Annotated in this window: 1 protein-coding gene; it reads right to left on the bottom strand. The window is 62.2% G+C overall.

Annotated features, from left to right (window positions below; all coding sequences use genetic code 11):
* Positions 1-58 precede the first annotated feature (58 nt).
* A partial coding sequence (locus RM530_RS18515; RefSeq protein ID WP_311366743.1) for a hypothetical protein occupies positions 59-241 on the bottom strand: 183 nt, incomplete at its 5' end.

Raw genomic sequence — 241 nt, 5'->3', positions numbered from 1 at the left:
AGTCATCGAACTCACGCCGCGTGAATGGAAAGTCCGCTTCGCCGACAATCCGCTCCGATCAGACATTGAGCGTGGGGGCAACTGCGCTGCGGTTTGAACGCTTACGGATGAGGCGCAGTTTCTCGAGCTGCTGTTGAGCGTCAAGGTCGGCCGCAGGCCGCCCGAAGGGCTTGACCTTGACGCTCAGCAAGGTCGGGGTCATAAGGTCGGGGTCAGGTCTTGCGCCTTGACGCAGCCCGCC

This window comes from Banduia mediterranea (assembly GCF_031846245.1).
Taxonomy (GTDB): Bacteria; Pseudomonadota; Gammaproteobacteria; order Nevskiales; family Nevskiaceae; genus Banduia; species Banduia mediterranea.
The sequence above is the reverse complement of the archived record's forward strand: the minus strand, read 5'-3'. Positions and strand labels throughout refer to the sequence as shown.